At 73.6% G+C, this 5,361-nt stretch carries 4 protein-coding genes; 2 read left to right on the plus strand and 2 right to left on the minus strand.

Annotation, left to right across the window (positions count from 1 at the left end; translation table 11 throughout):
* Window positions 1-245: 245 nt before the first annotated feature.
* The gene (locus tag ABZW17_RS46535) at window positions 246-1,877 is read left to right on the plus strand and encodes an ABC-F family ATP-binding cassette domain-containing protein (RefSeq protein ID WP_354829406.1); all 1,632 of its coding nucleotides are present in this window, start codon (window positions 246-248) and stop codon (window positions 1,875-1,877) included.
* Window positions 1,878-1,931: 54 nt separating this feature from the next.
* Here the strand turns inward: ABZW17_RS46535 and mshC are convergent, their stop codons facing one another.
* Both mshC and ABZW17_RS46545 read right to left on the minus strand, forming a co-directional pair.
* Window positions 1,932-3,170: a cysteine--1-D-myo-inosityl 2-amino-2-deoxy-alpha-D-glucopyranoside ligase gene (mshC, locus tag ABZW17_RS46540; RefSeq protein WP_354829409.1), complete on the minus strand. Its 1,239-nt coding sequence runs from the start codon at window positions 3,168-3,170 to the stop codon at window positions 1,932-1,934.
* A gap of 25 nt (window positions 3,171-3,195) precedes the next feature.
* A complete protein-coding gene (locus ABZW17_RS46545; RefSeq protein WP_354829411.1) occupies window positions 3,196-3,972 on the minus strand; it encodes a MerR family transcriptional regulator in 777 nt (258 codons plus the stop codon).
* A gap of 53 nt (window positions 3,973-4,025) precedes the next feature.
* Here ABZW17_RS46545 and ABZW17_RS46550 point away from each other — a divergent pair, with 53 nt between their 5' ends.
* Window positions 4,026-5,294: an amidohydrolase family protein gene (locus ABZW17_RS46550; protein ID WP_354829415.1), complete on the plus strand. Its 1,269-nt coding sequence runs from the start codon at window positions 4,026-4,028 to the stop codon at window positions 5,292-5,294.
* Window positions 5,295-5,361 lie beyond the last annotated feature (67 nt).

A 5,361-nucleotide genomic window follows, 5' to 3' on the forward strand; every position in this document is an offset into this window, starting at 1 on the left:
GACCCAGCCCGTGCCGAACTCCTCGTGGACCACGTCGTCGCCCTGGCGCCACTCCGACGGCGGTGCCGCCGGAGCCGGCGCCGGGGTGACTAACTCTACTGATGTTGCGTTAACCTGATTCCACTATGAGGAACTGAACCGCGCCCATCCCGCCCGAGGCGGCACCGGTCGAGCCGACGCTCCCGCGTGCCACGACGCCCGGCGTGGATTCCCGCTTTCTTCCCCCCAGGGCTCGGTGATCGCACATGTCTCCCGTTTTTCCGGTGCAGGCCAAGGACGTCGTCTTCGGCTACGGCACCCGCGTCGTCCTCGACGGCGTTTCGCTGACCGCGTCGGCCGGGCAGCGGCTCGGCCTGGTCGGCGAGAACGGCACCGGCAAGTCCACCCTGCTGCGACTGCTCGCCGGGCTCGAAGAACCGCGCTCCGGCGAGGTGCTCCGCGGCCCCGACGTCGGGTTCCTGCTGCAGGAACTGCCGTTCGGCCCGGACGCCACCTTCGCCGACGTCCTCGACGACGCCCTCGCCGAGATCCGCGCCGCCGCGGCTCGGCTCGACGAGCTGACCACGGCCATGACCGACCGGCCCGACGACACGGGCGTGCTCGAGGAGTACGGCCGCGTCCTGGAGTGGGCCCAGGCTCACGACCTCTGGGACGCCGACCGCCGCGCCAAGCTGGTCTGCGACGGGCTCGGCCTCGGCGGCGTCGAACCGGACCGGCGGCTCGGCACGCTGTCCGGCGGGCAGCGCTCCCGGCTCGGCCTGGCCGCGCTGCTGGTCCGGCAGCCGGAGACGCTCCTGCTCGACGAGCCGACCAACCACCTCGACGACACCGCGATGGCGTTCCTGGAACGCCACCTCACCGAGCTGACCGGGATCGTGGTGCTGTCCTCGCACGACCGGGTGTTCCTCGACGCCGTCTGCACCGACATCGTCGACCTCGACCCGGCCGCGGTCGATCGCCAGGCCGGCGGCGCGGTCCGCTACGGCGGCAGCTACACCGGCTATCTGGGCCACAAGAAGGCCGAGCGGGCGCGGTGGGAGCAGCGGTTCGCCGAAGAACAGGAGGAACTGAAAGAGCTGCGGGAAACCGTCGCGGTCACCGCGCGCAACGTCGCCTACGGCCGCGGCCCGCGGGACAACGACAAGTTCATCCACGCGTTCAAGGGCGCCCGCGTCCAGAAGACGATCTCGCGGCGGGTCCGCGACGCCGAGCAGCGGCTGGAACACCTCGAACGCGACCAGGTGCGCAAACCCCCGGCCCCGCTGCGGTTCCGGGCGGAGCTCACCGGCCGCGCCCCCGGCGAGGGCCCGGCGATCTCGGTGCGGGCGCTGGAAGTCCCGGGGCGGTTGTCGCTGCCGCGGCTGGACGTCGACGGTTCGGCCCGGCTGCTCGTCACCGGCGGCAACGGCGCCGGGAAGTCGACTCTGCTGTCGGTTCTGGCCGGCCGGCTCGCACCGGCGGCCGGGACGGTCCACTTCGGACACGGGGTGCGGGTCGGGTTGCTGGAGCAGGACGTCGCGTTCGCTTCACCGGAGCGGACCGCCGCGCGGGTCTACCGGGACACCCTCGGAGAGGACGCTCCCCCGCTGAGCCGGCTGGGCCTGCTGGCGTCCCGGGATCTGCGGCAGCCGGTCGGGGCGCTCTCGGTCGGCCAGCGACGGCGGCTGGCGCTGGCGATCCTGCTCGCCGATCCGCCGGACGTGCTGCTGCTGGACGAGCCGACGAACCACATTTCGCTGACCCTGGCGGAAGAACTGTTCGCGGCGCTGGAGACGGCGCCGGGCGCGTTCGTCCTCGCGTCCCACGACCGCTGGCTGCGCCGGGAGTGGCCGGGCGACCACCTGGAACTGGCCGAAGGCCAACCGGTCGCCGTATAGGTCGTTATACATGAACCGGGTCCGGCATCCACGGGGGTGCCGGACCCGGTTTCGTCAGAGGGCGATGCCGAGGAGGGCGTCGACGGCGTCGCGGATCAGGCCGGGGGCCGTCGGGTCGGTGCCGTCGCGGCGGAGCGCCTCGCTCGCCCACGCGTCGATCGCGGCCAGGGCCTTCGGTGTGTCGAGGTCGTCGGACAGGTGGTCGCGCAGCCGCGTGACGGTGTCCTCCGCCGCCGGTCCCGTGGACAGCGAGACGGCTTCCCGCCAGCGCGCCAACCGCGTCTCGGCGTCGGCGAGGAGGGTGTCGGTCCACGGCCGGTCTTCGCGGTAGTGGCCGGAGAACAGCGCCAGCCGGATCGCACCCGGGTCGACCTGGTCGGCACGCAGCCGCGAGACGAACACCAGGTTCCCGCGCGACTTCGACATCTTCTCGCCGTCGAGGCCGATCATCCCGGCGTGCACGTAGTGGCGGGCGAACGGGCCGTCCTTGGCGACGGCCTCGGCGTGCGCCGCGCTGTACTCGTGGTGCGGGAAGATCAGGTCCGAACCCCCGCCCTGGAGGTCGAACCCGAGACCGAGGCGGTTGACCGCGATCGCGCTGCACTCGATGTGCCAGCCCGGGCGCCCGGCGCCCAGCTCGGACTCCCACGACGGTTCGCCCTCGCGGGCCACGCGCCACAGCAGCGCGTCCAGCGGGTGGCGCTTGCCGGCGCGGTCGGGGTCACCGCCGCGCTCGGCGAAGAACTTCCGCATGGTCGGCTCGTCGTAGTTCGACTCGTAGCCGAACTTGCCGGTCGCCGCGTGGTCGAAGTAGACGTCCGGGAACTCCGGGTCGTCCGCGCGGTACGCGGCGCCGTTGGCCAGCAGCTTCGCGATGACCTCGACGATCTCCGGGATGCTTTCGACGGCACCGACGAACTGCTGCGGCGGGATGACCCGCAGCGCGGTCATGTCTTCGCGGAACAGCGCCGTCTCGCGCATGCCCAGCACGACCCAGTCGTCGGAGTCCCGCTCGGCCCGCTCCAGCAGCGGCTCGTCGATGTCCGTCACGTTCTGCACGTAGTGGACGTCGTGCCCGTTGTCCCGCCAGACGCGGTTCACCAGGTCGAAGGCGAGGTAGGTCGCGGCGTGCCCCAGGTGCGTGGCGTCGTAGGGCGTGATGCCGCAGACGTACATCCGGGCGGTGGCGCCGGGCGCGGTCGGGCGGATCTGCCCGGTGGCCGTGTCGTGGAGCCGCAGCGGGCGGGGGGTGCCGGGGATGCGGGGCACGTCGACCGATGACCAAGTCTGCATACCCCCGACTGTAAGGGCTGGTGGGTCAGGTCTTCCCGAGCGGTGGGACGAGCCTCACGCGTGCGTAGGCTTCGACGGCCCGCGCCAGCCACTCCGGCAGGTCCGGGTCGGCCCGCGCGGCGAGGTCGCGCTGCCGGGGATCGGTCCGGTAGAGCCCGCCCAGCGCGGCGTAGGCCGGCGCCGTCGGCTGCCAGAACCGGCTCACCGACCGGTGGTGCTCGGCGACGGCGTCGAGCGCGGCGGGGTCCTCCGGCGCCGCGCCGGAGCGCATGACGGCGGCCAGCCGCCGGAACAGCGCCGCGCTCTGCGCCGCGGCGTGCCGGTAGTCCGCCGCGGTGAGTCCCTCCTGGGCGGCCTGGGCGACGTCGAACGCCTCGGCGGCCCCCTCGCCGAACGTCTCGCGGTAGGTCCGCCGCATGGCGGCGCCGTCCTTGCGCAGGCCGGCGAAGAACCGATCGGGGTCGTCGATCCGGGTGGCGCCGAGGTCGGCGAGCGTCTCCTCGACAGTGGCGATCACCCGGTCGAGACGGCGCCGCTCCTGTTCGAGCTGGGCCAGGTGCCCGCGCAGCGCGGCGGCCTCGTCGACCTGTTCGCCGAGCACGGCCCCGATCTCGGCCAGGCCGAGCCCGAGCCGCCGCAGCAGCAGGATGCGCTGCAGGCGCAGCAGTTCGAACCGGCCGTACCAGCGGTAGCCGTTGGCCGCCACGGACGCCGGGCTGAGCAGGCCGATCGCGTCGTAGTGGCGGAGCATCCGCGCCGACACGCCGGAGGACTTCGCGACCTGACTGATCGAATACCGCATCCGTTCACCTTGGAATTGACCTTCACACCGTGTCAACTTCTACCGTGGCCGCCGTGACCACGACCACCATCACCGGCGCCCGGATCTTCGACGGCGAGCGCCTTTGCCGGGACACCGCCGTCCGGCTCACGGACAGGCGCATCGACGCGGTCGGCGACGACACCCTGCGCCGGCCCGGCGACGAGCACGTGGACGCCCGCGGCGGCACCCTGCTGCCGGGGCTGATCGACGCCCACGTGCACCTGCTGCCCGGCGCGCCCCGGCAGGCGCTCACGTTCGGCGTCACGACCGTGCTCGACATGTTCAGCAAGCCGGACACCGTCCGGGCGGCCCTGGCCGCCGGGCCCGGCGCCGCCGACGTGCGGTCCTCCGGCATCGGCGCCACCGCGCCGGGCGGGCACCCGAGCCTGATGTACGCGCCCTTCCCGTACGTGACCGGCCCGCGGGACGCCGAGGGGTTCGTCGCCGACCGCATCGCCGAGGGCGCGACGCACCTGAAGGTGCTCTACGACGACGGCAGCGGCGGCGGCCCGATGCCGATGCCGTCCCTGGACGTCTCGACGATCGCCGCGCTGACCGAGGCCGCGCACGCGGCCGGTCTGGTCGTCGCCGCCCACGTGTCGACCGCCCGCGCGGCCGTGGACCTGCTGCCGACCGGAGTGGACGTGCTGGCCCACGTCCCGTTCGACGCCCTGGCCGAGCACCAGGTCGCCGCGATCGCCACGGCGGGCGTGGCGGTGATCTCGACGCTGTCGATCGCCGACGGCTTCCCCGGGACCTCGCTCCTGACCGAACCCGCCCTCGCCGCCCGGCTCGGCCCGGCGTGGCGCGCGGTGCTCGAACGGCAGCAGCAGCGGTGGCTGCCCCCGCAGCTGCCGGACTTCGCGGTGGCGCGGGAGAACGCCCGGCTGCTGCACGCGGCCGGGGTGCCGTTGCTGGCGGGCACGGACGCGCCCAACCCGGGCACGGTGCACGGCGCGAGCCTGCACCGGGAGCTGGGGCACCTCGTGGCCGCGGGGATCTCACCCCCGGCGGCCCTGACGGCGGCGACGGCCCGGCCGGCCGACGCGTTCGGGCTCGGCGACCGCGGCCGGATCCGGGCCGGGCTGCGCGCGGACCTCGTCCTGGTCGACGGCCGCCCGGACGAGGACATCACGGCGACGCAGCGGCTCAGGGCGGTGTGGAAGGAAGGAGTGCGGGCGGATCTCGCGGGTTACGTCGGCTCGGCCGACGAGGCGGCCGGTCTGGCCGCCCTCCGGGCGCAGACGGAGAAGGTGATCGCCGCCGTCCGCGACCGGCTGGGAGGGCCACCGTGGTCGTGAGTGGTAAGGCGGGGGTTTAAAAGCCAAAAAAAAAAAAAACCGGCCCGGGGGGACGGCGGGGGGGTTA

It is taken from the genome of Amycolatopsis sp. NPDC004625, assembly GCF_040609695.1.
Lineage (GTDB): Bacteria > Actinomycetota > Actinomycetes > Mycobacteriales > Pseudonocardiaceae > Amycolatopsis.